At 71.5% G+C, this 23,755-nt stretch carries 25 protein-coding genes; 10 read left to right on the top strand and 15 right to left on the bottom strand.

Features of this window, described 5'->3' with window-relative positions:
• The first annotated feature begins 290 nt into the window (after positions 1 to 290).
• Entirely contained in the window at positions 291 to 1,037 is a 747-nt protein-coding gene (locus tag ACZ7M3_RS03835; protein WP_472060452.1) for a phosphatase PAP2 family protein, read from the top strand.
• A 186-nt stretch (positions 1,038 to 1,223) separates the two neighbouring features.
• Positions 1,224 to 1,934: a dienelactone hydrolase family protein gene (locus tag ACZ7M3_RS03830; protein WP_472060450.1), complete on the top strand. Its 711-nt coding sequence runs from the start codon at positions 1,224 to 1,226 to the stop codon at positions 1,932 to 1,934.
• Between the two features lie 55 nt (positions 1,935 to 1,989).
• Here the strand turns inward: ACZ7M3_RS03830 and ACZ7M3_RS03825 are convergent, their stop codons facing one another.
• From ACZ7M3_RS03825 to ACZ7M3_RS03805, 5 genes are all read right to left on the bottom strand, one after another.
• On the bottom strand, positions 1,990 to 2,898 hold the full coding sequence (locus tag ACZ7M3_RS03825; RefSeq protein WP_472060448.1) for an aldo/keto reductase: 909 nt from the start codon (positions 2,896 to 2,898) through the stop codon (positions 1,990 to 1,992).
• Positions 2,899 to 2,951: 53 nt separating this feature from the next.
• Positions 2,952 to 3,842 (bottom strand): glycoside hydrolase family 19 protein, encoded by an 891-nt coding sequence (locus ACZ7M3_RS03820; RefSeq protein WP_472060446.1) that lies wholly within the window; start codon positions 3,840 to 3,842, stop codon positions 2,952 to 2,954.
• A 256-nt stretch (positions 3,843 to 4,098) separates the two neighbouring features.
• The gene (locus ACZ7M3_RS03815) at positions 4,099 to 5,457 is read right to left on the bottom strand and encodes an aldehyde dehydrogenase family protein (RefSeq protein ID WP_472060444.1); all 1,359 of its coding nucleotides are present in this window, start codon (positions 5,455 to 5,457) and stop codon (positions 4,099 to 4,101) included.
• A gap of 100 nt (positions 5,458 to 5,557) precedes the next feature.
• On the bottom strand, positions 5,558 to 6,775 hold the full coding sequence (locus ACZ7M3_RS03810; protein ID WP_472060442.1) for an RNA polymerase sigma factor: 1,218 nt from the start codon (positions 6,773 to 6,775) through the stop codon (positions 5,558 to 5,560).
• Positions 6,772 to 7,128, bottom strand: a complete 357-nt coding sequence (locus ACZ7M3_RS03805) for a YciI family protein (protein WP_472060440.1) — start codon at positions 7,126 to 7,128, stop codon at positions 6,772 to 6,774. Before ACZ7M3_RS03805 ends, ACZ7M3_RS03810 begins: the two co-directional genes overlap by 4 nt.
• 115 nt (positions 7,129 to 7,243) lie before the next feature.
• On the opposite strand from ACZ7M3_RS03805, the gene ACZ7M3_RS03800 reads away from it, so the two are divergent.
• Complete coding sequence (locus tag ACZ7M3_RS03800; protein ID WP_355309548.1) at positions 7,244 to 8,326, top strand: acyl-CoA dehydrogenase family protein; 1,083 nt, start codon at positions 7,244 to 7,246, stop codon at positions 8,324 to 8,326.
• Here ACZ7M3_RS03800 and ACZ7M3_RS03795 read toward each other — a convergent pair.
• From ACZ7M3_RS03795 to ACZ7M3_RS03775, 5 genes are all read right to left on the bottom strand, one after another.
• Positions 8,316 to 9,458, bottom strand: coding sequence for an LLM class flavin-dependent oxidoreductase (locus ACZ7M3_RS03795; RefSeq protein WP_472060438.1), 1,143 nt, complete (start codon positions 9,456 to 9,458; stop codon positions 8,316 to 8,318). The two genes, ACZ7M3_RS03800 and ACZ7M3_RS03795, sit on opposite strands and share 11 nt — an antisense overlap.
• Before the next feature lie 41 nt (positions 9,459 to 9,499).
• Positions 9,500 to 10,684: an SfnB family sulfur acquisition oxidoreductase gene (locus ACZ7M3_RS03790; RefSeq protein WP_472060436.1), complete on the bottom strand. Its 1,185-nt coding sequence runs from the start codon at positions 10,682 to 10,684 to the stop codon at positions 9,500 to 9,502.
• 4 nt (positions 10,685 to 10,688) lie between these two features.
• Positions 10,689 to 11,243, bottom strand: coding sequence for an NADPH-dependent FMN reductase (gene ssuE / locus ACZ7M3_RS03785; RefSeq protein WP_355973857.1), 555 nt, complete (start codon positions 11,241 to 11,243; stop codon positions 10,689 to 10,691).
• 59 nt (positions 11,244 to 11,302) lie between these two features.
• Complete coding sequence (sfnG, locus tag ACZ7M3_RS03780) at positions 11,303 to 12,463, bottom strand: dimethylsulfone monooxygenase SfnG (protein ID WP_472060434.1); 1,161 nt, start codon at positions 12,461 to 12,463, stop codon at positions 11,303 to 11,305.
• Between the two features lie 155 nt (positions 12,464 to 12,618).
• On the bottom strand, positions 12,619 to 12,696 hold the full coding sequence (locus ACZ7M3_RS03775; RefSeq protein WP_351520955.1) for a putative leader peptide: 78 nt from the start codon (positions 12,694 to 12,696) through the stop codon (positions 12,619 to 12,621).
• Positions 12,697 to 12,839: 143 nt separating this feature from the next.
• Here ACZ7M3_RS03775 and ACZ7M3_RS03770 point away from each other — a divergent pair, with 143 nt between their 5' ends.
• On the top strand, positions 12,840 to 13,766 hold the full coding sequence (locus tag ACZ7M3_RS03770) for a LysR family transcriptional regulator (RefSeq protein ID WP_472060432.1): 927 nt from the start codon (positions 12,840 to 12,842) through the stop codon (positions 13,764 to 13,766).
• 10 nt (positions 13,767 to 13,776) lie between these two features.
• Here the strand turns inward: ACZ7M3_RS03770 and ACZ7M3_RS03765 are convergent, their stop codons facing one another.
• Positions 13,777 to 13,956: a hypothetical protein gene (locus tag ACZ7M3_RS03765; RefSeq protein ID WP_472060430.1), complete on the bottom strand. Its 180-nt coding sequence runs from the start codon at positions 13,954 to 13,956 to the stop codon at positions 13,777 to 13,779.
• Positions 13,957 to 14,130: 174 nt separating this feature from the next.
• Here ACZ7M3_RS03765 and ACZ7M3_RS03760 point away from each other — a divergent pair, with 174 nt between their 5' ends.
• The 3 genes from ACZ7M3_RS03760 (at position 14,131) to ACZ7M3_RS03750 (ending at position 18,108) form a co-directional block, all read left to right on the top strand.
• Positions 14,131 to 15,666 (top strand): SDR family oxidoreductase, encoded by a 1,536-nt coding sequence (locus ACZ7M3_RS03760; protein WP_472060428.1) that lies wholly within the window; start codon positions 14,131 to 14,133, stop codon positions 15,664 to 15,666.
• A 117-nt stretch (positions 15,667 to 15,783) separates the two neighbouring features.
• On the top strand, positions 15,784 to 17,157 hold the full coding sequence (locus ACZ7M3_RS03755) for a cryptochrome/photolyase family protein (RefSeq protein ID WP_472060426.1): 1,374 nt from the start codon (positions 15,784 to 15,786) through the stop codon (positions 17,155 to 17,157).
• Between the two features lie 228 nt (positions 17,158 to 17,385).
• Complete coding sequence (locus ACZ7M3_RS03750; RefSeq protein ID WP_355309543.1) at positions 17,386 to 18,108, top strand: DUF4142 domain-containing protein; 723 nt, start codon at positions 17,386 to 17,388, stop codon at positions 18,106 to 18,108.
• Positions 18,109 to 18,138: 30 nt separating this feature from the next.
• On the opposite strand, the gene ACZ7M3_RS03745 is transcribed toward ACZ7M3_RS03750, so the two are convergent.
• Complete coding sequence (locus ACZ7M3_RS03745) at positions 18,139 to 19,170, bottom strand: MerR family transcriptional regulator (protein ID WP_261688138.1); 1,032 nt, start codon at positions 19,168 to 19,170, stop codon at positions 18,139 to 18,141.
• Between the two features lie 132 nt (positions 19,171 to 19,302).
• Between ACZ7M3_RS03745 and ACZ7M3_RS03740 the strand changes: the two genes are divergently transcribed.
• Complete coding sequence (locus tag ACZ7M3_RS03740; protein WP_472060424.1) at positions 19,303 to 19,905, top strand: sigma-70 family RNA polymerase sigma factor; 603 nt, start codon at positions 19,303 to 19,305, stop codon at positions 19,903 to 19,905.
• A gap of 59 nt (positions 19,906 to 19,964) precedes the next feature.
• Here the strand turns inward: ACZ7M3_RS03740 and ACZ7M3_RS03735 are convergent, their stop codons facing one another.
• On the bottom strand, positions 19,965 to 20,807 hold the full coding sequence (locus ACZ7M3_RS03735; RefSeq protein WP_472060422.1) for an MBL fold metallo-hydrolase: 843 nt from the start codon (positions 20,805 to 20,807) through the stop codon (positions 19,965 to 19,967).
• A gap of 79 nt (positions 20,808 to 20,886) precedes the next feature.
• On the opposite strand from ACZ7M3_RS03735, the gene ACZ7M3_RS03730 reads away from it, so the two are divergent.
• Entirely contained in the window at positions 20,887 to 21,489 is a 603-nt protein-coding gene (locus tag ACZ7M3_RS03730) for a TetR/AcrR family transcriptional regulator (RefSeq protein ID WP_472060420.1), read from the top strand.
• A 137-nt stretch (positions 21,490 to 21,626) separates the two neighbouring features.
• Positions 21,627 to 22,067 (top strand): SPW repeat protein, encoded by a 441-nt coding sequence (locus ACZ7M3_RS03725; protein WP_351305673.1) that lies wholly within the window; start codon positions 21,627 to 21,629, stop codon positions 22,065 to 22,067.
• A 272-nt stretch (positions 22,068 to 22,339) separates the two neighbouring features.
• On the opposite strand, the gene ACZ7M3_RS03720 is transcribed toward ACZ7M3_RS03725, so the two are convergent.
• Together ACZ7M3_RS03720 and ACZ7M3_RS03715 are read right to left on the bottom strand one after the other, a co-directional pair.
• Complete coding sequence (locus ACZ7M3_RS03720; protein WP_472060418.1) at positions 22,340 to 22,921, bottom strand: hypothetical protein; 582 nt, start codon at positions 22,919 to 22,921, stop codon at positions 22,340 to 22,342.
• Positions 22,899 to 23,450, bottom strand: a complete 552-nt coding sequence (locus ACZ7M3_RS03715; RefSeq protein WP_472060416.1) for an ATP-binding protein — start codon at positions 23,448 to 23,450, stop codon at positions 22,899 to 22,901. The genes ACZ7M3_RS03720 and ACZ7M3_RS03715 overlap by 23 nt, the downstream gene beginning before the upstream one ends.
• Between the last annotated feature and the right edge of the window lie 305 nt (positions 23,451 to 23,755).

The following is a 23,755-nucleotide window of genomic DNA, read 5'->3' as shown; positions in this document are numbered from 1 at the left end:
CGCACGGGGCGACGGGGTGCGGGACGCTGGGCACACCCCCGGCCCCCGTCGCCCGCCTGCGTCCGACAAGGCCCCCCCCCCACGCACGGCGTGCATCTTTCACGGCCGCCGCGGGAACGATCTCGGCCCGCCGATCGTCTACAGTTATGTAGACCGTCTACAGGATTGTAGTCACCGCGGACGTGGTCTTCCGACGCGCCCGCACGCCCATCATGGAAGGGGCCTCCGTCGATGTCCGCAGCCCTGCACACCGCGCCGCCGTGCGCGGTCGACGTCCCCCGGGCCCCCTCATGAGGCGTGCGGACGCGTCGGACCTCGCGGGATCGACCGCGGTCGGCAGCCTGGTCGCCTTCGTGCTGCTGACGCTGGTCGTGACCGGCCAGGACGGCGCCCCGCTCTCCGGCGACCAGGACCTGAACGCCTGGTCCGCGGATCACCGCCCGCCCGTGGCGCTGGCCGTGGCCCGCGGGCTGACCTACACGGGCACGGGCGTCGTGCCGTACCTGCTGGTCGCGCTGGCGGGTGTCGTCCTCGGTCGCACCGCACGACAGCGGATCCTCTTCGCCCTCGGCTGCGCCGGCTGTCTCGCCGCCGCCCAGGCCGTTCGGTACGGCGTGATGTCCCTGGTCGCCCGCCCCCGCCCCGCGACGGTGGAGTGGGCCACGCAAGCCTCCGGCTGGTCCTTCCCCTCGGGCCACACCACCACGTCCGCCATCAGCGGCGGACTGCTCCTCCTCGCGGTGCTCGCGCGGGCGCCGCGCGGCGGACGAGGCCTCGCGGCGCTCCTCGCATGCTGGGCCGTCCTGGTCGGACTCACCAGGGTCTACCTGGGCGTCCACTGGTTCTCCGACGTGCTCGGCGGCTGGCTGTTCGCCCTGTGCTGGCTGAGCCTCAGCGTCTACGCCCTCACCCGCATCGCCCCGCACACGTTCTCCGCCATATCGGCGCTCCGTACCCGCCCTGGTCCCACGACGACGGAAGAGCGCCCGGACGACTCCCACCCGCACCGCGAAGTCCCCCCTCGCTCGGCTCCGTGACCACCCGCCCGACCGGCCGCACGTCCTGCTGCCGGCGCCGACGCAGGACCTGCTGCGGAAGGTGGCCGCTGGGCGCGTCGTGCGGGCCGGGGGAAGGCCGGGCGCCCGCGCATGACATCGTGGAGATCAACTCGGGGCCGGCCCCGCCGGCTCCTGCCCAGCGCTGCCAAACAGGAGTTGAGTGCGATGTCCGAGCTGCCGAAGCCGACCGGAGCCCCCGCCCATCAGAACGTGACCTTCCCCAGCGCCGGGACCACGGCCCACGGCTATCTGGCGCTGCCGCCGTCCGGGCAGGGACCCGGGGTGATCGTCATCCAGGAGTGGTGGGGTCTGACCGACCACATCGCGCAGGTGGCGGACCGGCTGGCCGCGGAGGGCTTCGTGGCCCTCGCGCCCGACCTGTACGGCGGCAATGTCGCCCATGACAGCGGTGAGGCCTTCCGGATGATGAAGGAGCTGCCGGTGTCACGCGGCGTCGAGCTGCTCTCCGGTGCGGTCGATCACCTGCTCGGGCTGCCCGAGGTCACCTCGGACACGGTGGGCGCGGTCGGCTTCTGCATGGGCGGCGGCTTCGTCCTCTACCTGGCCGCGGCCGACCCCCGGGTCAGCGCGGCGGTGCCGTTCTACGGCGTGATCCAGGGTGAGCTGCCCGACTTCTCCCGCCTGAAGGCACAGATCCTGGGTCACTACGGCGAACTCGACACGAGCATCCCGAAGGAGAACCTGGAGCAGCTGAAGGAGGCGGTCCAGCAGCAGGCCGGCATTGCCGCGGACTTCCGTCTCTACCCTGCCAACCACGCCTTCTTCAATGACGGCCGCCCGGAGTCGTACGACCCCGAGTCGGCCGCGCGGGCCTGGGAGAGCACGGTGCCCTTCCTGCACGAGCAACTGGGCTGAGCAGGTCACCCGGGGGCGGCCCGGCAAGGACCGCCCCCGGTGACGGGGCCATCGGTCACTCGCCCGGCCGATGGAGTGCGCCGAGGCGGGCCATCTCGCCGTCGGTGAGCCGCAGCGCGCCCGCGGCGACGTTCTCGACGAGATGGTCCGGGCTGCCGGTGCCGGGGATGGCGAGCACGTGCGGGCCCTGCCGCAGGGTCCACGCGAGGCGTACCTGCGCGGGCGTGGCGCCGTGCGCACGCGCGACGGCGAGCACCTCCTCGTCGCCGTCGCTGCCCCTCGGGCCCTGCTCACCGCCCTTGCCCGCGATCGCGAAGAACGGCACGAACGCGATGCCCAGCTCCCCGCACCTGCGCAGGAGTTCGTCGGTCCCGGCGTTCGGGGAGTCGAGCCCGTACCGGTTCTGCACGCTCACCACCGGCGCGATGGCGCCCGCCTCCTCGAGGTGCCGAAGTCCGATGCTCGACATGCCGAGGTGCCGGATCAGCCCCGCCTCGCGCAGCTCGGACAGTGCGCCGAAGTGCTCGGCGATCGAGTCCTGCCCCATCCGCCGCAGGTACACGAGGTCGAGGTGGTCGCGGCCCAACTGCCGCAGATTCTCCTCGACATGGGCACGGAGCTGGTCCGGCCGGGCCGGGGTGCCCCACTCCCCCGAGTAGTCGCGGAACGGCCCGACCTTGGTGGCGATGACCAGGTCGTCCGCGTACGGCGCCAGCGCGCTGTTGATCAGCTCGTTCGCGGAGCGCAGCGACGAGAAGTAGAACGCGGCGGTGTCGATGTGGTCGACACCCAGCTCGATCGCGCGGCGCAGCACGGCGATCGACCGGTCGCGGTCGCTCGCCGTGCCGAGGTGGAAGGCCGCGCTGCCCGTCAGCCGCATCGCGCCGAAGCCGATGCGGTGGACGGGGAGATCGCCGAGTGTCCAGGTGCCCGAGGCTGCCGCGGTGATCGTTTCCGAGGTCATCGCGGCAGTTTCGCATACCTTCCCGGGCCCGGGCGGCTGCCGTCGACGGCCGATCAGCAGTAGAGGTTGCCGCCGGCCGAGGTCCCGAGGATCTGCACGAACCGCTGGTAGGCGTCCACCCTGCTCTGCACCTGTGCCGGGTTCTTGCCGTCGCATTCCAGGGAGCCGTTGATGCTGCGGATGGTCTGGCCGAATCCCGCGCCGTTGACCATGGCGTTGTGGCCCGTCATGCTGCCGGGACCCGTCTGGGTGTTCCAGTACCACAGGCCGGTCTTCCAGGCCACGGCGGCGTCGTTCTGCACCAGGTAGGGGTTGTTGAGGAGGTCGATGCCGAGCGCGTCGCCCGCGGCCTTGTAGTTGAAGTTCCAGCTGAGCTGGATCGGGCCGCGGCCGTAGTAGGCCGACTGTCCGGCCGGGCAGCCGTAGGGCTGGCTCCAGTCGCAGTAGTGGGGGTAGTTGGCGGTGTTCTGCTCCACCACGTAGACCAGGCCGCCGGTCTCGTGGCTGACGTTGGCGAGGAAGGCCGCGGCCTCCTGCTTCTTCACGGTGTCGCTGCCGGTGTTGGCGAAGGCCGGGTAAGCGCTCATCGCCGCCCGCAGACCGCTGTAGGTGTAGAAGGAACTCCGGTTCGGGAACATCTGGTTGAACTGCGCCTCGCTCACCACGAAGCCGTCGGAGGGAGGTGTGGTACCTCCGTCGCAGGCGTAGGGGTCCCAGTACCAGGTGCTGATGGTGGGGTCGTAGCCCGGGTTGTCGTGCTCGGCGATGTAGGTCTTCCCGTCGGTGTAGCGGACGACGTCACCGGTGACGTACGACCTCCCGGCCACCCAGCTCGGGTAGCTCGAACAGGAGGCGGCGGAGGCGCCGGCGGCCGGCAGCAGCACCGGGGTGGCGGACGCGAGGGCGAGGGCGATCAGGACTGCGGAGATGCGGCGCCTCGACACAGGTCAACTCCTTTGCGGGACACGGCCGCTCCCGGACAAGGGCAGCGCGGAGCGGAGCCTTGTGCGCACGTGCCGGCGAGGCCGGCCACGGCGTCGGGGGCGGCCGTGGTGGGGGGTGTGGAGCCACACTCAACCGCTTTGGTCTGTACCAGTCAAGGGTGTAGACCAGTCAGATCTGACAACGTTGGCAGAGAGGGTCGCACAACGGTGCCCCGGCAGATCGGCGAGGATCTGCCGGGGCACGGTCGGGGCCTACTCAGCCCAGCGGCTTCTCCAGCACCGCCTTGTGGTGGCTGAACGTCTCGATGGAGTAGCGGCCGTGGTAGCGGCCCATGCCGCTCTCGCCGACCCCGCCGAACGGCAGGTCGGAGACGGTCAGATGGGCGAGCGGCAGACCGAGGCCGAGGCCTCCGGAGGACGTCTCCTCGGCGATCCGCTCCCGGGTGGTGTCCGACTCGGTGAAGACGTAGAGCGCCAGGGGCTTGTCGCGGTCGTTGATGAAGTCGATGGCCTCGTCCAGCCCCGCCACCGTGACGATCGGCAGGATCGGTCCGAAGATCTCCTCCTGCATCACGGGGGACTTGGGGTCGACGTCGGCGAGGACGGTGGGCGCGAGGTACTTGATGGCCCGGTCTCCGGTGCCGCCGATGACGGTGCGTCCGGAGTCGAGCAGGGAGCTGAGCCGGTCGAAGTGCCGCTCGTTGACGATCCGTCCGTACTCGCCCGACTGTCGCGGTTCGGCGCCGAAGAGGGCCTCGACGGCGCGGGCGAGTTCGGGCTCCAGCGCGCGGGCGGTCTCCGCGTCGGTGAGGACGTAGTCCGGTGCGACGCAGGTCTGCCCGGCGTTGAGGAACTTGCCGCGGGCGAGCCGGTCGGCGACGACGGACAGGTCGGCGTCTCGGTCGACGAACGCCGGGGACTTGCCGCCCAGTTCGAGGGCGACGGGGGTGAGGTGCTCGGCGGCGGCCCGCATCACGATCCGGCCGACCGCGCCGTTGCCGGTGTAGAAGATGTGGTCGAAGCGCTCCGCCAGCAGCGCGGTGGTCTCCGGAACCGCGCCCTCGACGACGGCGACCGCGTCCGTGTCGAGGTAGCGCGGCAGCAGCCGCGCGACGGCCGCCGAGGTGGCGGGGGCGAGCTCGCTGGGCTTGACGACCACCGCGTTGCCCGCGGCCAGCGCGCCGAGCATCGGCGTCAGCAGGAGCTGCACCGGATAGTTCCAGGGGGCGATGACCAGCACGACGCCCAGCGGGTCGTACCGCGTCCAGGCACTCGCGTCGGCGCCGAGGTGGGCGGGGACCGGGGCGGTCTCGGGGCGCAGCCACTCGTCGAGGTGCTCGAGGGTGTGGTCGATCTCGCGCACGGTGAAGTCGATCTCGGTGCGGAAGGCCTCGGTGGAGCTCTTGCCGAGGTCCGCGTGGAGGGCCTCCGCGAGCTCGGCGCCGTGCGTGGTGAGCAGTTCGCGCAGTCGGCGCAGCTGGGTGGTGCGCCACGCGAGGGGCTTGGTGCGGCCGGAGCGGAAGGTGGCGCGCAGCCGGGCGACGATGTCGGCGGGCTGCTCGGGGGTGCGGTCGTTCACGGTGCCTCGCTGATCGGTGCGGACCTGGCGGCCCACGGGCGGTCGTCTTGAGCCGTAGAGCTCGGTGTAAACGCCAACCTTTCATGTGGCCAAATAAATTCCGGGTACACGAAGAATACGTTCCGCGATCATGGCGTCACGGAAGGAGGTCGGAGGGCGGGGTCCGCGGGAGTGCCGCGCGGGCCCGTTCGAGGTAGGCGCGCTCCGGTGCGCTGTCGGTCAGCGCGATGGCCGCCTCGTACGCTCCTGCGGCCTCGGTGTGGTGCCCGAGGCGGCGCAGCAGGTCCGCCCGTACGGCGTGGAAGGCGTGATATCCGTCCAGGTCGAGCGCGTCCACGAGGGCGAGCGCCGGCTCCGGGCCCTCGACCTCGGCCACGGCGACGGCCCGGTTGAGGGCGACCACCGGGCTCGGGGCGAGCGCGGCCAGCTGGTCGTAGAGCTGGAGGATCTGGCCCCAGTCCGTGGCGGCCGCGGTGGGGGCGTCGCTGTGTACGGCGTTGATCGCGGCCTGGATCTGGTACGGGCCCGGCCGGTTGCGGCGCAGACAGCGGCGCACGAGGGTCTGTCCCTCGGTGATGAGATCGCTGTCCCACCGCGAGCGGTCCTGGTCGGAGAGGAGGATCAGGTCGCCGTCCGGTGTGGCGCGGGCGGGCCGACGCGACTCGATGAGGAGCATCAGCGCGAGCAGGCCGAGGGCCTCGGGCTCGTCCGGCATCAGCTCGACGAGGAGTCGGCCGAGCCGGACGGCTTCGGCGCAGAGATCCTCCCGGCCGCCGTAGCCCTCGTTGAAGATGAGGTAGACGACCGCGAGCACTCCCCTGACACGGTCCGGGAGGTCCGCGTCACGCGGGATGCGGTACGGGATGCGGGCGTCGCGGATCTTGGCCTTGGCGCGGACGATCCGCTGCGCCATGGTCGGCTCGGGGACGAGGAAGGCGCGGGCGATCTGCGGCGTGGTCAGACCGCCGAGGAGGCGCAGGGTGAGGGCGACCTGGGCCTGGGTGGCGAGCGCGGGGTGGCAACAGGTGAAGATCAGGCGGAGCCGGTCGTCACGCACGGGGCCCTCCTCGGCCGGTTCGTCCCGGGCGTACAGCCGCTCGGCCTCGGCGTGCCGGGCCTCGCGCGTGGACTCGCGGCGCAGCCGGTCGACGGCGCGGTGGCGTGCGGTGGTGATGATCCACCCGGCCGGGCTGGGCGGTATGCCCGACTCCGGCCACGTCCGCAGGGCGGTGGTGAAGGCGTCCTGGACCGCTTCCTCGGCGAGGTCGATGTCACCGAGGAAGCGGACGAGGACGGCGACGGCGCGGCCGTATTCGGCGCGGAACACGGCCTCGATGTCGGCGTTCGGAGTCATCCGTCCTCGGCTTCGCCCATGAAGGGCCGCACCTCGATGGGGAGCGTGGTCGCCAGCGTCGCCTTGCGGCCCCATGCGAGCGCCGCGTCGAGGTCGGGTGCCTTGATCAGGCAGATCCCGCCCAGGTACTCCTTGCTCTCGGAGTACGGGCCGTCGGTGACGAGCACGTCGTCGTCCTTGGCGCGCACCACGGTGGCCGTCTCCGGTCCGTGCAGTCCCCCGGCGAACACCCAGGCACCGGCCTCGCGCAGCTCCGCGTGGAAGACGTCGAGATTGTGCATGATCTCTTTCAGGATCTCGGGCGCGGGCGGCTCACCGGGCGGCTGCATCACGCTCAGCAGGTAGTACTTCATGTGTGCTCCTCGGCCGTGTCGTTCTCGGCTCGTTCTCGGGTGGTCTTGCACTGACTACACGAACGGGAGGCGGCCGGATCGACACACGACACGACGACAGCGGGAGATTTTTTCGATGACCACCCCACCGCATCCGCTCGTCGCGGCGGCCGGACGGCTGGCGGCCGAGGTGCTGGCCCCACGGGCGGAACGCGTGGACCAGGAGGGCGTGCCGGCGAGCAGCATCGAGGCGGTCAAGCGGTCGGGGCTGCTCGGGGTGAGCGCGCCGGTGGCCTACGGCGGGTCGGCCGCGCCCGCCGCGGTGGTCCGGGAGACCGCCGAGATCCTGGCCGGGGCGTGCTGTTCGACCTGGTTCGTGCAGACCCAGCACCACACTCCGGTGCTGACCCTGGCGAAGGGCGAACTCGCGGCGCGGGAAAGGTTGTTGGGCCCGCTGGCGAGCGGGGAGCTGCTGTCCGGGGTCGCGTACGCACAACTGCGGGCCTACCCGCGGGTCCCCGTTCGGGTCACCCGTGAGCGTGGCGGCTGGCGCTTCGACGGGACGGTCCCCTGGTACACGGGCTGGGGACTGAACGACGTGATGCTGCTCGCCGGGGTGACGGACGCGGACGAGGCCCTGTTCGCGTTCACCGAGGCGCGCGAGCAGCCCGGACTGCGGCCTTCGCCTCCGATGCGGCTGGCGGCGCTCACCGCCTCGCGCACGGTGTCCCTGGAACTGGACGGGCTGTGGCTCCCGGACGACGCCGTGGCCCTGCGCACGCCGTACGAGAGCTGGGCGGTCACCGATCGCCCCAAGAACACCAACGCCTCGCCGGCCGTCTTCGGGATCACCGCGTCGGCGCTCGACCTGCTGGACGGCGATCCCGCGGCGAAGGAGACCGGGCAGGTGCTGCGCGCCCGCCTCGACGAGGTCAGACGGCAGGCGTACGAACTCGCCGACCATCCGGTGCCCACCGAGCGGATCGCGGAGCGGCTGGCGGTCAAGACGCGGGCGTACGACGTCATGCGCGCGGCCACGACCGCGGCGGTCGTGGCCGGTGGCGGGCGCGCGATGGACCTGGGCAGCCCGGCGCAACGGCTGGCACGCGAGGGGATGTTCCTGCTGGTGCAGGGGCAGACCGCCCAGGTGCGCGCCGCCCACCTCGGTGCGCTCGGTTCGTTCGGCTCGCCCGGTTCGTCCGGCTCACTCAGCTCGTGAAGGGCACCTGCGCGGCGGGGGCGGTGGTAGGCGCGAACGGGTGCTGCCACAGGCCCTGTGCGGCCAGACGCGGCAGGACGCCCTCGCCGAACCAGTACGCCTCCTCCAGGTGCGGATAGCCGGAGAGGACGAACTCGTCGATGCCGAGGGCGTGGTACTCCTTGATCCGCTCGGCGACCTCGTCGTGGCTGCCGACCAGGGCGGTGCCCGCGCCGCCGCGGACGAGGCCGATGCCGGCCCACAGGTTGGGGTGGATCTCCAGGTCCTCGCGGCTGCCGCCGTGGAGGGCGAGCATGCGCCGCTGCCCCTCCGACTCGCTGCGGGCCAGGCCGGCCTGGACGGACTTCACGGTGTCCGGGTCGAAGCCGTCCAGGAGCTTGTGGGCCTCGGTCCAGGCCTGTTCGGCGGTGTCGCGTGTGATGACGTGCAGCCGGATGCCGAAGCGGACGGTGCGCCCTTCCTTCGCCGCCAGCCCCCGTACCCAGGCGATCTTCTCGGCGACCTGGGCGGGCGGTTCGCCCCAGGTGAGGTAGACGTCGACGTGGCGGGCGGCGATCTCGCCGGCGATGGGCGAGGAGCCGCCGAAGTAGACCTCGGGCACCGGGTCGGGGACCCGGGCCAGCCTGGCGTCCTCGACCTGGAGGTGTTCGCCGGACAGGTCGACGGTCTTGCCCTCCCACAGGTCCCGCACGATCTGCAGGAATTCGCCGGTACGGCGGTAGCGGGCGTCCTTGTCGAGGAAGTCGCCGTAGGCACGCTGTTCGTGGCTCTCGCCGCCCGTGACCACGTTGAGGAGCAGCCGCCCGCCGGTCTGCCGCTGGAAGGTGGACGCCATCTGCGCGGCGAGCGTGGGGGAGACGAAGCCGGGCCGGAAGGCGACCAGGAACTTCAGCCGTTCGGTGTGCCGGCTGACCATCGCGGTGGTCAGCCAGGCGTCCTCGCACCAGGCACCGGTGGGGGTGAGCGCGCCGACGAAGCCCAGGTCCTCGGCGGCGCGGGCGATCTGGCTCAGATAGGCGACCGTCGGCGGCCGGTTCCGGCCGAAGGCCGTGGCGGGGGTGCCGTGGCCGCCGCCTACGACATGGCGGCTGTCGCCGTTGGTGGGCAGGAACCAGTGGAAGGTGAGGGACACGGGGGCGTTCTCCGATCGTGGGGGCCGATGAGCGAGTGGGGTCACAGCAGGCCGTGGCGGGGCGGCTTGGTGCCTCCCAGCACGTACCGGCCGATGTGCTGGATCTTCCAGCGGGCCGGGTCGTGCAAGGTGTGGGTGCGGGCGTCGCGCCAATGCCGGTGCAGATTGAGCGAGTTGAGGGCGGAACGGGTGCCGCACAGCTCGAAGAGGGCGCCCGCCACCTCCACGGCGGTGGCGGAGGTGTGCACCTTCGCGGCGGCCACCGCGATGGACGCCTCGGCCGCCGAGTCCTTGGTCGGTTCGTCGTGGGCCGCGTCCACCGTGCGGGCCGCGGCACCGAGCAGCGCCTCGGACGCCCTTACCTGGACGGCGAGTTCACCGAACCGCTGGATGAGGAGGGGGTCCTCGGCCGCCGTGTCGAAGCCGCTCTCGAACCAGGGTCGGCTCTTGGTGCGGACGAACTCGGCGGCCTCGGCCAGCGCGCCCGCGGCGATCCCGGCGTCGATGGCGGCATGCAGCAACTGGGCCACCGCACCGTGGAGTTGGGGTCCCTGGAAGGTGAGGTGGTGGGGAACGACACGGTCGGCGGGCACGTGGACGGCGTCGAGGCGGACGGTGCCGCTGGCCGTCGTACGCTGCCCCATGCCGTCCCAGTCGTCGACGACCGTGACCCCGTCGGCGCCGCGCGGGACGTAGGCGACGTGCAGGTTGTCGTCGGCGGCTCGGGCGAGGACGGGGATCCAGTCGGCGAAGAGCGCGCCGGTGGAGTAGTGCTTGACGCCCGTGAGGACGTACGAGCCGCCAGGCCCGGGGCCGAGACGGGTGCGGATGTCCTGGACATGCCGGGTGCCCGCCTCCGACTGGGCGTTGCCGAAGCGGCGTCCGGCCAGGACCTCGCCGAAGAAGAACGTCTGCTGCTCCGGGGTGCCCTGGCGGCGCAGCACGTTCACGTACACGAAGTGGTTCTGCGGGATCTGGGCGAGGCTGGCGTCGGCCGAGGCCAGCAGCCTGAAGACCTCCGTCAGGGTTTCCTGCCGTACGTCCGCCCCGCCGTGCTCCGCGGGCACGGTGACGGCGAGCAGCCCGGAGGCGGAGATGCGGTCCAACTCCTCGCGCGGGAGCCGCCGTTCAAAGTCCCGCGCCGAGGCACCGGCGCGGAACTCCTCGGCGAGCGCGGCGGCGACGGCGAGGGCCTCGACGTCGTCGGCGATCACTTTGGCGGACATCGCCTCAGCCCGCCGCGGCCAGCAGGGGCGCGCCGCCGAGGGCCGCCGAGAACTGGTCGACCACCTGTGTGAGGGCCTCGGCCGTGGCCGGGGCGACGGTGATGCCACCGTCCTCGCCCGTGATGATGTCCTTGTCGAGGGTGAACCAGCCCTGGACGATGTGCGCGGCACCCATGGAGTTGAGGACCGGGCGCAGGGCGTAGTCGAGGGCGAGGACATGCGCGGTGCTGCCGCCGGTGACGAGCGGCAGCACGGTCTTCCCGGTGAGGGCGTACTGCGGGAGCAGGTCGAGAAGGGCCTTGAGGACACCGGAGTAGGCGGCCTTGTAGACGGGGGTGCCGATGACCACGCCGTCGGCGCGGGCGAAGAGTTCGGTCGCCTCGACGATGGCGGGGTGCTTGAAGTCGGCGCCGAGCAGGGCCTCGGCGGGGATCGTGCGGACGTCGAGCGGGATCACCTCGTGTCCCTGCGCGGCCAGCCGGGTGTCCAGATGGCGCAGGAGCTTCGCGGTGCGGGAGGAGACGGACGGACTGCCGGAGACGGACAGGACGGTGGCCATGGGGTCCTCTTTCGGGAGCGGAAGCAGGGGCGGGAGCGGGAGCGGAGTGGGGAACGGCTTCAGGGGTGCGCGGAGACGGACTCGGTCTCGGCCCCGGTCCCTGTGTCCGGCAGTCGCGCTTCCAGTTCGCGCACCAGGGGCAGCACCCGGCGGCCGAAGTACTCCACCTCCTCGTGGTAGTGGAGGAAGCCGAGGAGGAAGAGGTCGACGCCCAGCCGCTTGTAGGCGACGATCCGTTCGGCGATCTGCTCGGGGGTACCGATCAGGCCCGTACGGAAGCCGTCGTTGTACTGGACGAGGTCCTCGAAGCTCGAGTCCTGCCACATGCCCTTGCCGTCGGCGGTGGACTGTCCGGCCTGCTTCACGGCGGCGCCGAAGCCCTCGACGGCCTCGTGGTCGGCCTGGGCGACGATCTCGCGCAGGGTCTCGCGGGCCTCGGCCTCGGTGTCACGGGCGATGAGGAAGCCGTTGAGACCGAACTTCGGTGCCGCGCGCCCCACTTCGGCCGCGGCCTTCCGGACGTCCGCGATCTGCTCGACCACCCCGTCGAAGTCCTTGCCGTTGGAGAAGTACCAGTCGGAGACCCGGCCCGCCATGGCGCGGGCGGCGGTGGAGTTGCCGCCCTGGAAGATCTCCGGGTGCGGGCGTTCGGGGGTGTTGAGGGGCTTGGGTTTGAGCGAGAAGTCGCGCAACCGGTAGAAGTCCCCGGCGAGTTCGGTGTGGTCCTCGGTCCAGATCTGGCGCAGGGCGCGGATGAACTCCTCGGAGCGGCGGTACCGCTCGTCGTGCTCGAGCCAGGGTTCGCCCAGAGCGGTGAACTCGCCCTTGAACCAGCCGCTGACGACGTTCACCGCGAAGCGGCCGTTCGACAAGTGGTCGGCGGTGGCGCCGAGTTTGGCGAGGACGCCCGGGTGCCACAGGCCCGGGTGGACGGCGGCGATGACCTTCAGGCGCTGGGTGGCGAGCAGCAGCGCGAGGCTGAAGCTGGTCGACTCGTGCTGGAACTCGGCGCCGTAGCCGGCCATGTAGCGGACCTGGCTGAGCGCGTAGTCGAAGCCGTTGTTCTCGGCGAGGACGGCCAGTTCGCGGTTGTAGTCGTAACCCCAGTCGGTGCGCTGCTCGATCCTGCTGGTGACCAGGCCGCCGCTGACGTTGGGAACCCAGTACGCGAATTTCACGGGATTCACGGGGTTCAGGGGATTCACGGGCGCTGCGGACATGCGGAACTCCTGTTGCGGATTTCGGGTACGCCGAATTCCGGGGGCGCGTTCAGGACAGCGCGCGGGATCGCGGAATTCAGGCGGTGCTGTGAGAACGCCGCACACGGCTGTCCGACGACAGCGGTAGGCCGATGGGGTGCGGCGGATCCGGGGACTCAGGCCGCGGTGCAACAGGAGGCGCTGGAGACGCGCGCGAGGTCGACATGGCGTCGCCGCGTGAGGTCCAGTCGCATCATCATGCCGTCGATCGTGGCAGCCTGCCGCGAGGGCAGTCAAGGAAAACCCGACCGGTCTCGTATCGCGGACCACCGAATTTCACGAACGTGTGACAGGGAAACCCTTGAACGGGCCGTGAAATGGTCCGCATTCTGCTGGCGTGCGGACAGAGCAACTGGAATACATCGCGGCGGTCACCCGGCTCGGCTCACTGCGCCGGGCCGCCGAGGAACTCCACCTCTCCCAGCCGGCGTTGAGCGAGACCGTGCGGAACCTGGAGCGCGAACTCGGCGTCGATCTGCTGGAGCGCAAGCGGTCCGGCGCGCGGATGAGCGCCGAGGGGCGGGAGCTGCTGCCCCACATCATCAACGTGTTGGACGCGGTGGACCGGCTGCGCGGCGCGGCCGGCGAGCAGCACCGCATCAGCCGGATGGTCCGCGTCGGCACGGTGAACGCGGCGACGGTGCCCCTGCTCATCCCGACGGTCCGGGAATTCCGCGCGGCGCATCCGCTGACGCAGGTCGAGGTGGTCGGCGCCCAGCAGACGGAGATCCACCGGGCCCTGGCGGAGGGCGGTCTCGACCTGGGCCTGGTGAACCATCTCGAAGGCGACGACCTGCCCGCCGACTTCGAGACCGCCGAACTGCTGCGCGGCCGGCCGGTGGTGTGCCTGCGCCCGGACAGTCCGCTCGCCGCACTCGACGCGGTGTCGGCGGCGGACCTGCTGGACGGACGCGAGGCGCTGATCGCCATGCGCTCCGGGTACGTCATGCACCGCTATCTCCACCGGCTCCTGGAGGGCCGCGGCCCGGCCCTCTCGTACACGACCGACGGCGCGGAGATGGGCAAGCTCATGGTCGCCGAGGGGCTGGGCGCGACGGTCCTGCCCGATTTCAGTGTGATCGGGGATCCCCTCGAGCGGTGCGGCGCGATCACCCACCGGCCGCTCACGGACGACACGACACGCGTCCTGCTGATGCTGCGCCGCCGCCGGGCGGAGTCGGTGCCGCGTGCCGCCCACGACCTGCACGAGGCGTTCGTGCGCAGGGCGGCGGAGCTCGGCGGCCGGCTGTCGGATCGGCCCTGACCGGGGTCGTTCAGTCCTCGTCGCCGGCCGGCACCACCACGAGGAAGGCGTCCGACTTCAGGTCCATCACCACCGTCGCGGGCTGCCCCTCGGTGCGGCGCCGGGCCGCGTACTCCTCCGCCGTCCAGGATCCGCGCGGGCCTCCCGCGGGAAACCGCTCCAACACCTTCGTGCCCCTCACGGCAGACACCTCCAGCTGTGACCTCGGACGCTCGTGTTCTCCCGCTTGCCCGCGATTCCCCCGGACATGTCCGTAGGGACTCCGCCGGACAGGTCCGGGGCGCATCCGACCGCCGTGTTCGCGTGGAAGAGATGAGGGAGGGAACACGGGAAGCGGGTGGCCCGGTGAACGACGGAGGGACCCATGAGCGACGACGATCCCCGCCCCGGCCCGCGCTGTCTGGTGACCGGTGCCACCGGCTACATCGGCGGCCGGCTGGTCCCCGAGCTGCTGGCGGCGGGGCACCGCGTGCGGTGTCTCGCCCGCTCCCCCGCCAAGCTGCGCGACTACCCGTGGTCGGGCGACGCGGAGGTGGTGCGCGGCGACGTCACGGACGCCGGCTCGGTCGCCGAGGCGTTGCGCGGCATCGACGTCGCGTACTACCTGGTGCACGCCCTGGGCACGGGCCACGGCTTCGAGGAGACCGACCGGAAGGCCGCCCGGATCTTCGGCGAGCAGGCCCGCGCCGCCGGCGTGAGCCGGATCGTCTACCTGGGCGGGCTGACCCCGGAGGGTGTCCCCGAAGAACGCCTCTCGCCGCACCTCAGGTCGCGCGCCGAGGTCGGCCGCATCCTGCTGGAGTCGGGCGTGCCGACCACGGTCCTGCGCGCGGCCGTGATCATCGGTTCCGGCTCGGCCTCCTTCGAGATGCTCCGCTACCTCACCGAACGCCTCCCGGTCATGGTCACGCCCCGCTGGGTGCGCACCCGGATCCAGCCGATCGGCGTACGGGACGTGCTGCGCACCCTGGTCGGCAGCGCGCGGATGCCCGCCGGGGTCCACCGCGCCTTCGACATCGGCGGTCCCGAGGTCCTGACCTATCTGGAGATGATGCAGCGGTACGCCGCCGTCGCCGGGCTGCCGCGCAGGCTGATCCTGCCCGTGCCGGTGCTCACCCCGGGGCTCTCCAGCCACTGGGTCGGCCTGGTCACCCCGGTGCCCGCGTCCATCGCGCGCCCGCTCACGGAATCACTGCGCCACGAGGTCGTCTGTCGCGAACACGACATCACCCGGTACGTCCCCGATCCCCCGGGGCGCCCGTTCGGCTTCGACGAGGCGGTGTCGCTGGCCCTGCAACGGGTGCGGGACGCCCAGGTCACCACCCGGTGGTCGTCGGCCTCCGTGCCCGGCGCGCCCAGTGATCCCCTCCCCACCGACCCCGACTGGGCGGGCGGCAGTCTCTACACCGATCAACGCGAACGGTCCGTGGACGCGCCGCCCGGGGCGCTGTGGCGGGTGATCGAGGGCATCGGCGGTGAGAACGGCTGGTACTCCTTCCCGCCCGCCTGGGCGCTCCGCGGCCGGCTGGACCGGCTGGTGGGCGGTGTCGGACTGCGGCGCGGACGGCGCGACGCCGCCCGGCTGCGCGTGGGCGACTCGCTCGACTTCTGGCGCGTCGAGGAGATCGAGCCGGGCCGGCTGCTGCGGCTGCGCGCGGAAATGCGACTGCCGGGCCTCGCCTGGCTGGAGATGTACGCCGAGGCCGGCGCCGAGAGCGGGTCCCGCTACCGGCAACGCGCCCTGTTCCATCCGCACGGCCTGCTGGGACACGCCTACTGGTGGAGCATCTCGCCCTTCCACTCCGTCGTGTTCGGCGGCATGGCCCGCAACATCGCCAAGGCGGCGGCCGAGGCCGACGTACCGGCCGGGGCACCGCAGCCCGCCGTGCCGTCCCACTGATTCCGCATCCACTCGCCGATACCCGCATCCGCCGGGGACCGCGGGCCCGAAGCAATCATGACCGCACCCGTCGCCGCCCTGTCACAACACCGCGTTCCCCAGTCTCGGAGTCACCCCATGAACGTCTCGGTCGTCCTGTTCACCTCAGATCTGCGCCTGCACGACCATCCAGCGCTGCGCGCGGCGCAGGACGGCTCGGCCGCGCTCGTGCCCCTGTTCGTACGCGACGACGCCGTCGCCGAAGCGGGCTTCACGGCACCCAACCGGATGGCGTTCCTCGCGGACTGTCTGGCGGACCTGGACGGCGGGCTGCGGGCGCGCGGCGGCCGCCTCGTGGTGCGCTCCGGCGATGTCGTCTCACAGGTGTGCAAGGTGGTCGCCGAGGCGGACGCCGACGAGGTGCACATGGCGGCGGGGGTCAGTGGCTACGCCCGCCGCCGCGAGGAGCGGCTGCGCGCGGCCCTGGAGGGCGAGGGATGCCGGCTGCACGTTCACGAGACCGTGATCACCGCGCTCGCGCCCGGCGCCGTCACTCCGTCCACCTCGGACCACTTCGCCGTGTTCACACCGTACTTCCGACACTGGTCGCGGGAGCCTCTGCGGGACCCGGTCGCCGCGCCCCGGGCGATCCGGGTGCCGGACGGCGTCGGCTCGGAGGCGATCCCCTCCCGCACGGGCCTGTCCGGACTGTCGGAAGGGCTGGCGCGCGGCGGCGAGTCGGAAGGCAGGAAGCGGCTCATGGCCTGGCTGCGCGCGGACATCGCCTCGTACGAGGACGGCCACGACGACCTGTCGGGCGACGCCACCTCCCGGCTCTCCCCCCATCTGCACTTCGGCACCCTCTCCCCGGTCGAACTCGTCCACCGGGCGCGCGCGGCGGGCGGCCCGGGCGCCGAGGCGTTCGTACGGCAACTGGCCTGGCGTGACTTCCATCACCAGGTGCTCGCCGCGCGGCCGGACGCGGCCGTCGCCGACTACCGCACCAAACGCGACCGTTGGCGCTCGGAAAGAGCGGCGCACGACGACATCAAGGCGTGGAAGAAAGGACGCACCGGCTATCCGGTCGTCGACGCGGCGATGCGCCAACTGTGCCACGAGGGCTGGATGCACAACCGGGCACGGCTGCTGGCCGCCAGCTTCCTCACCAAGACGCTGTACGTGGACTGGCGGATCGGGGCCCGGCACTTCCTGGACCTGCTGGTGGACGGCGATGTCGCGAACAACCAGCTCAACTGGCAGTGGATGGCCGGAACGGGCACGGACTCGCGGCCGGGCCGCGTCCTCAATCCGGTGACGCAGGCCAAGCGGTACGACCCGGACGGGGAGTACGTCCGGCGCTGGGTGCCGGAGCTGGCGGGGCTCGCGGGCGGCGCGGTGCACGAACCCTGGAAACTCCAGGGCCTGGAGCGCGCCGCGTACGACTACCCGGACCCCGTCGTCGAACTCTCCGAGGGGCTGGCCCGGTTCAGGGCCGCTCGGGATCGTGGCTGAGCGGGATCGCGGATGAGCGGCAGAGCGGCATCGCGGCAGATGAGAGGGTGGCTCAGCGGTTCGCGACCGCGCGGGCGCCGGCACATTTTGCTTTCCCTAAAGATTTCTCCGGCCCGCGCAGCCGTACTGGTCAACGTCCGACACACCCGTACCGGATCCACGCACCGGATCCACCGAGCGGCCCACCGGAGCGTCACGCTCCGGGCCGCCGCCCCGCCAGGAGGCTCAATGCGCATTGCACGAACCGCAGGAACCGTCTTCGTGGCCGGTGCGTTGGTCATGACTCTCGCCGCGCTCGCGTACCCCAGCATGCTCGGACTGCAGACCACGGCCGCTGATCAGAGCCGCGTCATCGCCAATACCTCGACGGGCCCGGTGACCGAGGCCGACCGCGACTTCGTCGTCAAGGTGCGGGCGGCAGGGCTGTGGGAGTACCCCGTGGGGATGCTGGGTCTGCAGAAGGGCACCACCCCGGCGGTGAGGACCGCCGGTGACCACCTGGTCAAGGGCCATGCCGCGCTGGACGAGACCGACCGCAAGGTCGCCGCCGCACTCGGCATCACCATCCCCAACAAGCCGTCTCCTCAGCAGCAGGGCTTCGTGTCGACGCTGAGCGGAGAAACCGGCAAGCAGTTCGACACCGATTTCGCCAACATCCTGCGGATGACCCACGGTTCGATCTTCAACACCGTGGCCAAGATCCGGTCCACCACCAAGAACTCGCTGGTCCGCCAGCTGGCCGACCAGGCCAACGTCACGGTGCTTGACCACATCACGGTGATGGAGAAGACCGGGCTGGTCAACTTCGACCAGACGCTGTTCCAGCAGACCACCCCGCCGAAGCTGCCCGCCTCCGATCTCACGCCGCCCGCGCCCGCGCCGGGTGAGCCGACCGTCGTACTCACCCCGCCCGCCGACGCCTCCCCCTCGCCCACCGGGACGGTCGGCTGAGCCGTGCCCGGCCCGACGGCGCGCGGGCGATCAGCTCCGGGTGACCGGGACGGGCGGGTCGTACAGGGCCGAGAGGGTCCCGAGGGCGTCCCGAAGCCCGGGCGGGCGGAGCATCCCCCGCACCGGGCGGCCCGCCCAGCCCGGCCCGCCGAGCAGCACGGCCGGGTGACTGCGGGCCCCCGTGACTCCCCACCGGGTGTCCGCGACATGCCGGGCCAACGGCAGGTCGGCCGTCGAACGCGTCTGGGCCCAGAGCAGTACGGCCTTCGGGCCCAGCCGTCGTACGGCGGCGGTCAGCGCCTCCGTCGGAACCGCCGCGCCGAACATCCTGGTCGGCAGGCCGAGTTCGACGAGCCCCGCGTGCAGCGCCTCCAGCGCCAGGCTGTGCTGTTCGCCCGGGACGCACGCCAGCACCACCGGCCCCGCGGCGGCGGCCGGGGTTCCCACGGGCCCGACCGGCTCGGTGGCACGGTGCAGGGCACGTGAGATGTGCCAGGACAGCAGGTGTTCCACCTCCACGTAACGGTCGCCGGAGGACTCCCACTTGCGTCCGACGGCGTGCAGGGTCGGCACCATCACCTCGTCCCAGGCGGGGACCACGCCGTAGCGCGCCACGAGGGAGGCCAGCTGGTCGCCCACGGTCGGTGCGTCGAGGCGGACCGCGGCGCGCGCGAGACCCCTGCACTCCTGGCGGACGTCACCGAGCGGCAGTGCGCCGGCCGCCTGCGAACGGGGCCCACCGGGCCGGTCGCCTCCCCCGGGCAGCTCCGGTTCGGGCCGATTCCGTCCGACGCCCTCCTGGGCGGTCCTGGCCGCCTCGGCGGGCGGTACCCCGGCCGAGGTCAGCCGGCACATCTCCTCGAGCATGGCCACGTCCTGCGGCGTCCAGCGGCGGTGCCGCCCGTCGGAACGTACCGCGGGCCCCACTCCGTATCTCCGGTCCCAGGAACGCAGGGTCGTGGGCGACACCCCGAGGCGGCGGGCCAGGGACCCCGTCGTGACGCCCGCTTCGACGGGCCGCGCGGCCGCTTCCCGCCGCTGTGCCGGTCGGTTCTCGCCCATGCGGCGACTATACGACGCACAAACGATGCGAGTTGTCCGTCATGTGCCTCGGTTCACACGATGGGGATCACCGGGCGCGTCGCGGGAAGCGCACGGTGACCGGGAGCCCGCCCGAACCGAGGAGCCGTGGCCATGACCGTGGATTCCATCACCGAGCAGTGCGTCGACGGGCGGTGGGAGGCGCTCTCCGACACGGATCTGGCCCAGGGCCTCGTGGACGGCGACGAGGAGTGTCTGACCGCCGCCTACCACCGCTGGGGAACGCTGGTGCACACACTGGCGGGACGTTCGCTGGGCGACACCCGGGAGGCCGAGGACGTCACCCAGCAGGTGTTCCTGGCCGCCTGGCAGGGCCGGCGGGGTTACCGCCCCGAGCGGGGCGCGTTCGTGGGCTGGCTCGTCGGCATCACCCGCCGCAAGATCGCCGACGCTCTCTCCGCGCGGACCCGCCGTACCGATCTGGTCGCCGCCGCCGGAGCCCTCCTCGACCTGGTCGACGACAGCCAGACCCGCCCCGAGAGCGTCCTCGACCGCGTCCTCCTGCGGGGCGAGCTCGCCAGACTTCCCGCACCCCAGCGCCGGGTGCTGCACCTCGCGTTCTACGAGGACCTGACCCAGCCCCAGATCTCCCAGCGCACGGGCTGGCCACTGGGCACCGTCAAGAGCCACTCCCGGCGCGGACTGCACCAACTGCGCCGCTGTCTGCGCGCGCAGGCCGTCGACTTGAACGCCTGAATTCGCCACCGGGAGCCGATCCACCGACAGCCGCAGGGCCTGGTCGGGGTGGACCACGATCACGACGGAGTCGTTCCCGGACCTTCGGCCCCGCCCGCGTAGCGCGCCAGTTCCCACGGGTCGTGCGCGCTGAAGATCTCCACCTCGTCGCCGTGCAGCCGCACCAGTTCCCGCAGACGGGCGTGGTTGCCGAGGCGCAGCGGCCGGTCCACCTCGGTGATCTGCTGGAGGACGTCCAAGCCGGGGTGTCCCCGGGGGTGGTCGGGGTCGATCTCGTGGTGGAAGTAGTACGCGTCCCCGCAGTGCAGCAGCCGGCGACCGCCGTCGGCGACGGCGATCGCACTGTGGCCGCGGGTGTGGCCGCCCAGCGGGACCAGCAGGATCTCGGCGTCCACGCCCTCCAGCGGGCGCACGGCGTCGAATCCGAACCACGCCTCGCCGTGCGGCTGCGCGTACGTCACCCAGTGCGGCCGATGCGCCCACTGGGCGGGGCGGTAGCGGACGCGGTCCTCCGGGTGAGCCCCGGGGGCCGCCATCGCCGCACGGTGTTCGGCCTCGCTCAGATGGACCTTGGCCCAGGGGAAGTCGGGCAGTCCCCCGGCATGATCGAGGTCGAGGTGGCTGAGGACGACGTGCCGGACGTCCTCCGGGCGGAAGCCGAGCGCGGTGACCTGGTGCAGCGCGGTCTCCGCGAGGTCGAGGACGGGCTGGGCCCGGCCGAGGAAGTCCGTGCCGAGGCTCTCCTCGGGCCGCGCCACGTCCTGCGTACCGATGCCGCTCTCGACGAGGACGAGCCCGTCCCGGTCGGTCTCCACGAGAAGACAGTGGCAGACCGCGGGAAGGCTCCCCTCCTCGGTGTCGATGGTCCGCATGGAGCCGCAGTTCAGGTGATGGATCTTCACCGTGAGTCCCTTCGACGGGTTCATAGCTACCGAACGATCGTGAGCTAATCGCGAACGGTCGTTAGGTTAAAGTGACCGCATGAGCCCCCGCAAGTCCGTTGCCGAAACCGCCGCCACACGGAGCCGGATCATCGACAGCGCCCTGACGCTGGCCTCCACGGAGGGCCTCGAAGGCCTCACCATCGGCCGCCTGGCGACCGACCTGGAGATGAGCAAGGCCGGAGTGATCGGCCACTTCGGCAGCAAGGAAGCGCTCCAACTCGCCGTTCTGGCCGCGGCCGTCGAGAGGTTCCGGCTCCGCGTGCCGGCCCGCGCCGTCGGCGCCAGGCCCGGCACCGAGCGGCTGACGCGCGCCTTCGACGAGTGGATCGACTACATGACGGAGGGCGAGGGGCACGGCGGCTGCTTCCTCACCTCGGTGGCGAGCGAGTTCGACGGCCGCCCCGGTCCGGTCCGCGACGCGGTGCTCGACGCGCTCGCCTCCTGGTCGGCGTATGTCGCCGCGGAGTTGGACACGGCGGTCGAGACCCGCGAACTGCCCCCGCGCACCGATGTGGAACAGCTCGCCTTCGAACTCAACGGCGTCGCCCTGGCGGCCAATCAGTCCATCCAGCTCCACGGCGACCCACAGGCACCCACACGGGCCCGCCGCGCCGTCACCCGCCTCCTCGGCGCCCCCTGAGGAGGGACCCCGCCCCGGCGGAGCCAAAAGCCACCTCTACACATAAAGAAGAAATAAGAGCACAATGAAAACAAGCGGCGCCAACCGCATACCGCGCCAGAAGCGGTCAGGCCTGCACAGAACGAAGGAGACGACTCATGGCCAACGTCTCGCACCCCAGAAGTGACATCACGACCCACCCCGATGCATCCGAAATGCGGGAGCGGTATGACCGCGTGCTCGGTGGCCGCGATGTGGCGCTCGTCGACGGACCGGTGTTCCTGCTCGGTCTGTACTGCGCGGTGTCCCCGTGGATACTCCACTACACGACGAGCCAGCCCGCCCTGGCGACGCACAACCTCATCATGGGCATCGCCATAGGCCTGCTGGCCCTCGGATTCACCAGGGCCCCCGAAAGGATGTACGGCCTGAGCTGGGCCATCTGCGCGATGGGCGCGTGGTTGATCATCTCACCGTGGGTGGTCGGAACCAGCCCGGACACCGGCGTCGTCATCAACAGCATCATCATGGGCGCGTTGGCCGTGGTGCTCGGGGCGCTGTGCGCGGTCACGACGACGAGGAGCACTCCTCGGGCGTAGGCCCGACGGACACCCTCCGGAGCGGTCCCGACGGACACGCCCGGGAACAGCGCCGGAGGCCCATACCCGGGCTCAGCCCAGCGAGTCGATGCCCGAGCTGAGCCCAGGCACCACGAAAGGAAACGAACAACCCCACAGGCCGGCCCGCCCACGCGGACCGGCCTCCTTCACGCCCACCCCGCATGCCTCCCGATCGAGGCGGTCACCCAGCCACGGACAGTCACGCAGGCGATTGTTTGCATGGTGGCGGGCCGAAGAGCCGCCGCAGGTCTCTAGACACCCGCGCCCAGCGACCAGCTCGGTGTGCTGCCCGCGAGGCGGCAGGTGAGGAAGTACAGCGGAATCGGCGGCGTGTACGGCGAGTCACCCGCGGGCCGGTGGATCAGACGGGGGCGCGCGGACCGTGAGCGCAGCAGAGCCCGTGTCCAGGACGGGTCGGCCAGCCGGGCGCCCACCGCGTAACTGGTGGAAGGCGGCCAGGTGACGCCTATGTGGGAGCCGGAGGGGACGATCCACCACCACCGCTCGTCGTCGGCGAAGACACAACCGACACGGGGCAGACAGTCCATGATCCGCTCCCCGTGCTCCGGGGAGGTGCCCACGGCGTCGTACCCCAGACCGGCGGACAACTCGGCGGGTATCACCAGTCGTGCCGGGGACTCGTGGGGCGGCGCGGTGGGGAGGTACATGCGCAGGCCAAGGACGGCGGGATAAGGGCGCGGTTCGACGACGGCGGTGTGATCACGTCCGTCGGGGGCCTGGAGACGGTCTCGGCCGTCGAGGGCGGAAGGGTGGTCGCCCGGGTGTCCGGCGGGCTGGTGATCGCGCAGGTCAGGAATGTGCTGTCGTTCCATCAGATAAGGATCCTTCGGCCGAGTGGGGGATGGGCCGGGCCATGGTCACGGTCGCCGGCGAGCCGGTCGACACGGTGTCTCCTCCCTTCGACGGCAGTACGGCCCAGACGATGCGTCCGGAGCCGTCGGCGGTGTCTGTGACGCCCCAGTCGCTGCTCAGGGCGCCGACCAGCAGGAGCCCACGTCCACCCTGGTCGTCGTGCCCCGGCCGGCGCTGGGCCGGAAGGCTCCAGCCGCGGTGCTGGTCCTCGACCTCGATGTGGAGCCGCTCCTCGGCGATGTGGACTCTGCACACGATCCACTCGCTCGCCGTGTGCGTCAGCGCGTTGGTGACGAGCTCGGAGGTCACCAGGACAGCGTTGTCACGGGTCTCGGAGTCGATGCCCCACTCGGTGAGCCACTCACGGACGTCTCTTCGGGCGATACCCACCGAGGCGGGGGCCGCGGGCAGGGCGAACACACCTGCCCGACGGGGATATTCGTCCCCTGGCGAGAGGCCCAGAGGCTGGGGGAGGGAGGGCGGGGTCATCGCCGTTCGCCTTTCGTCTGCCTTCGCACCACAAGCGGTGCCAATGCCGTCCCCCGTGACCTCGCACTGCCGCGAGATGCACACAACTCGCCGCGCAAGACGTCACGTTGCAGCCCCGTCTCCCCCAACTGGGCCGCACAACCACTCCCTTCACCGGGCCAGGGACGATAGGACCACTGTGGCAGCTGCCAACAACACCTCGCAACCGACAAGTTGAAAATTGCAATGTGCCAGGTGCATGCTTCCCCCGTTGACGGATGATCGTGACAGACTGCGACCTCGAAGCCCGCTGTGAGGGGGTAAGG

It is taken from the genome of Streptomyces sp. NPDC111656 (assembly GCF_055656965.1).
This window is presented reverse-complemented; position numbering and strand designations above follow the sequence as displayed.

Excerpts from the sequence above, each read along its gene's own strand:
- ACZ7M3_RS03835 (WP_472060452.1), top strand. The coding sequence starts at position 291 with ATGAGGCGTGCGGACGCGTCGGACCTCGCGGGATCGACCGCGGTCGGC.
- ACZ7M3_RS03830 (WP_472060450.1), top strand. The coding sequence starts at position 1,224 with ATGTCCGAGCTGCCGAAGCCGACCGGAGCCCCCGCCCATCAGAACGTG.
- ACZ7M3_RS03825 (WP_472060448.1), bottom strand. The coding sequence starts at position 2,898 with ATGACCTCGGAAACGATCACCGCGGCAGCCTCGGGCACCTGGACACTC.
- ACZ7M3_RS03810 (WP_472060442.1), bottom strand. The coding sequence starts at position 6,775 with ATGACTCCGAACGCCGACATCGAGGCCGTGTTCCGCGCCGAATACGGC.
- ACZ7M3_RS03805 (WP_472060440.1), bottom strand. The coding sequence starts at position 7,128 with ATGAAGTACTACCTGCTGAGCGTGATGCAGCCGCCCGGTGAGCCGCCC.
- ACZ7M3_RS03800 (WP_355309548.1), top strand. The coding sequence starts at position 7,244 with ATGACCACCCCACCGCATCCGCTCGTCGCGGCGGCCGGACGGCTGGCG.
- ACZ7M3_RS03790 (WP_472060436.1), bottom strand. The coding sequence starts at position 10,684 with ATGTCCGCCAAAGTGATCGCCGACGACGTCGAGGCCCTCGCCGTCGCC.
- ssuE (WP_355973857.1), bottom strand. The coding sequence starts at position 11,243 with ATGGCCACCGTCCTGTCCGTCTCCGGCAGTCCGTCCGTCTCCTCCCGC.
- sfnG (WP_472060434.1), bottom strand. The coding sequence starts at position 12,463 with ATGTCCGCAGCGCCCGTGAATCCCCTGAACCCCGTGAATCCCGTGAAA.
- ACZ7M3_RS03775 (WP_351520955.1), bottom strand. The coding sequence starts at position 12,696 with ATGCGACTGGACCTCACGCGGCGACGCCATGTCGACCTCGCGCGCGTC.
- ACZ7M3_RS03760 (WP_472060428.1), top strand. The coding sequence starts at position 14,131 with ATGAGCGACGACGATCCCCGCCCCGGCCCGCGCTGTCTGGTGACCGGT.
- ACZ7M3_RS03755 (WP_472060426.1), top strand. The coding sequence starts at position 15,784 with ATGAACGTCTCGGTCGTCCTGTTCACCTCAGATCTGCGCCTGCACGAC.
- ACZ7M3_RS03750 (WP_355309543.1), top strand. The coding sequence starts at position 17,386 with ATGCGCATTGCACGAACCGCAGGAACCGTCTTCGTGGCCGGTGCGTTG.
- ACZ7M3_RS03745 (WP_261688138.1), bottom strand. The coding sequence starts at position 19,170 with ATGGGCGAGAACCGACCGGCACAGCGGCGGGAAGCGGCCGCGCGGCCC.
- ACZ7M3_RS03740 (WP_472060424.1), top strand. The coding sequence starts at position 19,303 with ATGACCGTGGATTCCATCACCGAGCAGTGCGTCGACGGGCGGTGGGAG.
- ACZ7M3_RS03730 (WP_472060420.1), top strand. The coding sequence starts at position 20,887 with ATGAGCCCCCGCAAGTCCGTTGCCGAAACCGCCGCCACACGGAGCCGG.
- ACZ7M3_RS03725 (WP_351305673.1), top strand. The coding sequence starts at position 21,627 with ATGGCCAACGTCTCGCACCCCAGAAGTGACATCACGACCCACCCCGAT.
- ACZ7M3_RS03720 (WP_472060418.1), bottom strand. The coding sequence starts at position 22,921 with ATGGAACGACAGCACATTCCTGACCTGCGCGATCACCAGCCCGCCGGA.
- ACZ7M3_RS03715 (WP_472060416.1), bottom strand. The coding sequence starts at position 23,450 with ATGACCCCGCCCTCCCTCCCCCAGCCTCTGGGCCTCTCGCCAGGGGAC.